Origin of the sequence: Shewanella sp. (genome assembly GCF_047975355.1) — a bacterium.
In the GTDB taxonomy this organism is placed as follows: domain Bacteria; phylum Pseudomonadota; class Gammaproteobacteria; order Enterobacterales; family Shewanellaceae; genus Shewanella.
Genome location: NZ_JBKEDJ010000052.1, coordinates 1 through 3,313 on the forward strand (window position 1 = coordinate 1; position 3,313 = coordinate 3,313).

The window sequence follows — 3,313 nt, forward strand, 5'->3', positions numbered from 1 at the left end:
ACGGTACTGGTTCACTATCGGTCAGTCAGGAGTATTTAGCCTTGGAGGATGGTCCCCCCATATTCAGACAGGATGTCACGTGTCCCGCCCTACTCGATTTCACATCAAGGTTGTTTTCGTGTACGGGGCTATCACCCTGTATCGCCGGCCTTTCCAGGACCGTTCCACTCACTTCCAAGATGCTTAAGGGCTAATCCCCGTTCGCTCGCCGCTACTGAGGGAATCTCGGTTGATTTCTTTTCCTCGGGGTACTTAGATGTTTCAGTTCTCCCGGTTCGCCTCTGTTACCTATGTATTCAGTAACAGATACCCAAGTTATCTTGGGTGGGTTTCCCCATTCGGAAATCCGTGAGTCGTAATGTCTCTTACCGACTGCTCACGGCTTATCGCAGGTTAGTACGTCCTTCATCGCCTCTGACTGCCAAGGCATCCACCATGTACGCTTAGTCACTTAACCATACAACCCCAAGAAGTGTCGGTGAAACCGGCACAGCCTGTTGTCGTACAACAAGGACCAAATAAAATTTGGTTTTCGCCAAGAAGTTTCCAAAGCACTTGTAACAAATGTTTGAGAACTACTTTTTAAATCAGCTTTCCAGATTGTTAAAGAGCATGTTTGCAACGGCGCGAGGCCGAAGAAAACAGACATAAACATGTAATGCTTATGTCTGCATTCTTGTTAGCAAGAAGAGAAGTGGCGTCCCCTAGGGGATTCGAACCCCTGTTACCGCCGTGAAAGGGCGGTGTCCTAGGCCTCTAGACGAAGGGGACACAAGGACATACTAATTTGACTCGCATTATTGCTAATGCTGCACCCGCTTAATATCGGCGGTAAGTTTGGTGGAGCTAGACGGGATCGAACCGTCGACCTCTTGCATGCCATGCAAGCGCTCTCCCAGCTGAGCTAGAGCCCCAAACTGATCCAGCGGTATTTAAGTGCACTACAAGCATTCGCTCGCCTGTGCCTCACCTACGGGGCGCATTCTAGGCAGCGCACCTAAATGTGTCAACTCGTTTTTTAGGAATTTATTCTATCTGCTACAAATTCAATCGCTTTGGATATTCTTTGTTCAGAACGTACCTTTCCTATTAAGAATAAGGTGATATCTAAGCCAGGAGACTGCCCTGCTCCGGTCACAGCGACACGTAATGGCATACCCACTTTACCCATACCCACTTCTAATTCTGCAGCGGTAGCTTCAATGGCTTGATGAATACCTTCAGCGGTCCACTCAGTTAATGCAGCTAACTTTTGTTGCACTAATTGCAGCGGCTCAAGCGCGACACCACGTAAGTGCTTTTTCGCTTGCTCGGCATCGAACTCAGCGAAATCTTCATAGAAGTAGCGGCTAGAAGCGGCTAACTCTTTTAAGGTCTTAGCGCGTTCAGCCAGAGCTGTCACCACCGCAGATAATGCAGGGCCATTTGATGTATCAATTTTTTGATCATCCATATGCCATTGTAAGTGGCTAGCCACATATTCTGGATCAAGCGTCTTAATATAGTGCTGGTTTAACCAAACCAGTTTTTCAGTATTAAAGGCAGACGGCGCTTTGTTGATGTCATCTAACTTAAATAGCTGCTTCATTTCCTCTAAAGAAAACACTTCTTGATCGCCATGTGACCAACCTAAACGTACTAAATAGTTAAGCAGTGCTTCTGGCAGATAACCATCATCACGGTATTGCATTACGCTTACCGCACCGTGACGCTTAGACAGCTTGGCACCGTCATCCCCTAAAATCATCGACACGTGGGCATATTCAGGAATAGGCGCGCCTAATGCTTTAAGGATGTTGATTTGGCGCGGCGTGTTGTTGATATGGTCTTCACCACGAACCACACAGGTAATCCCCATATCCCAATCGTCAACCACCACACAGAAGTTATAAGTCGGTACGCCATCAGTACGGGCGATGATCAAGTCATCTAATGCATCGTTTGAAAATTCGATACGGCCACGAACATGGTCATCAAACACCACTGAACCGCCGATAGGATTTTTAAAACGCACAACAAAAGGCTCATCGGTATCGCGCGCGGGCAAGTCACGGCAGCAACCATCGTACTTTTGTGCTTCGCCATTTGCCGCTTGTGCTTCTCTTAAAGCATCGATACGTTCACGCGAGCAATAACATTTATAAGCAGTGCCCTGCTCTAACATCTGCGCGATGATTTCGTTATAACGATCAAAACGCTTAGTTTGATAGTACGGGCCCTCATCCCACGTCAGACCTAACCAGTTCATGCCCTCTAAAATGGCATCACAGGCAGCCTGAGTAGAACGTTCAATATCCGTATCTTCGATACGTAAAACAAACTCACCATTATTGGCACGGGCTTGTAACCAAGAATAAAGAGCAGTACGGGCACCGCCCACGTGCAAAAAGCCTGTTGGGCTTGGGGCAAAACGCGTCTTAGTTGTCATAATGGGACACTAACCTATATAAAGTCGTCTAGATAAAGACAATCACGGTAAAAAGTGGGCTTATTCTAGCAGCCTAAGTCTGCGCTGCAAATGGCACATAGTGCAGGTATTGCAGATCCCCTAAAAGTATCTGCCCAAAGGCTATCTCTTTGCGGATTGATCTCATACGGCCCAAAACCTAGCAACCAAAGCCCATTAAAGTACGCGCATCTATATTCTAGGAAAATAAACCAAGAGAATGGCGATACGCCCTTCCCTCTTTATAAACCTATTTGGCTCCCCCTCCTTCGGCCGAAAAAATCCGCAAACCATCAAAAATGAACGTTTAATGCTACGTTGAGGTGAGTTATTGACGAGAAGAATCAACCGAGAGAAGCGAAAGCCCGCCTAAATTGTCCAATAAAGTAACACTTTGAATGATGGCGTGATTAACATTAAGTCAATCCGAGCAAAAATAGCGCGACCAATGCTTTTTTCATTAAAAAGCGTTGACACTCGATCGAACCTCCCTATAATACGGCTCCACACAGCAGAGGTCGCTTAGCTCAGCTGGGAGAGCACCTCCCTTACAAGGAGGGGGTCACTGGTTCGATCCCAGTAGCGACCACCATGTGTTAAATGCAAATTTAATCATGGTATTCAAGTTGTTATATGCCCGGGTCGCTTAGCTCAGCCGGGAGAGCACCTCCCTTACAAGGAGGGGGTCACTGGTTCGATCCCAGTAGCGACCACCATATACTCCTAATTTCACTGTGTCGTCATTCTCCGGTCGCTTAGCTCAGCCGGGAGAGCACCTCCCTTACAAGGAGGGGGTCACTGGTTCGATCCCAGTAGCGACCACCATATTTTTAGAATGACATTAAAAATTTATATTGAAAGAATTCC

The 3,313-nt window shown here is 47.0% G+C and carries 1 protein-coding gene, 5 tRNA genes and 1 rRNA gene; 3 read left to right on the forward strand and 4 right to left on the reverse strand.

Annotated elements, in window-relative coordinates; translation table 11 throughout:
• The 4 genes from ACK5NH_RS14220 to gltX all read right to left on the reverse strand — a co-directional run.
• A 23S ribosomal RNA gene (locus ACK5NH_RS14220) occupies positions 1 to 457 on the reverse strand; the annotation flags it as partial.
• 238 nt (positions 458 to 695) lie between these two features.
• Positions 696 to 771: transfer RNA gene (locus ACK5NH_RS14225), tRNA-Glu, on the reverse strand.
• 67 nt (positions 772 to 838) lie between these two features.
• Positions 839 to 914 (reverse strand) — tRNA-Ala (locus tag ACK5NH_RS14230).
• A 104-nt stretch (positions 915 to 1,018) separates the two neighbouring features.
• The gene (gltX, locus tag ACK5NH_RS14235) at positions 1,019 to 2,428 is read right to left on the reverse strand and encodes a glutamate--tRNA ligase (RefSeq protein WP_416921092.1); all 1,410 of its coding nucleotides are present in this window, start codon (positions 2,426 to 2,428) and stop codon (positions 1,019 to 1,021) included.
• 534 nt (positions 2,429 to 2,962) lie between these two features.
• Between gltX and ACK5NH_RS14240 the strand changes: the two genes are divergently transcribed.
• The 3 genes from ACK5NH_RS14240 (at position 2,963) to ACK5NH_RS14250 (ending at position 3,271) form a co-directional block, all read left to right on the forward strand.
• Positions 2,963 to 3,038: transfer RNA gene (locus ACK5NH_RS14240), tRNA-Val, on the forward strand.
• A 48-nt stretch (positions 3,039 to 3,086) separates the two neighbouring features.
• Positions 3,087 to 3,162: transfer RNA gene (locus ACK5NH_RS14245), tRNA-Val, on the forward strand.
• Positions 3,163 to 3,195: 33 nt separating this feature from the next.
• Positions 3,196 to 3,271, forward strand: a tRNA-Val gene (locus ACK5NH_RS14250).
• The last annotated feature ends 42 nt before the right edge of the window (positions 3,272 to 3,313 follow it).

Coding starts and splice junctions, on each gene's coding strand:
- gltX (WP_416921092.1), bottom strand. CDS start 2,428: ATGACAACTAAGACGCGTTTTGCCCCAAGCCCAACAGGCTTTTTGCAC.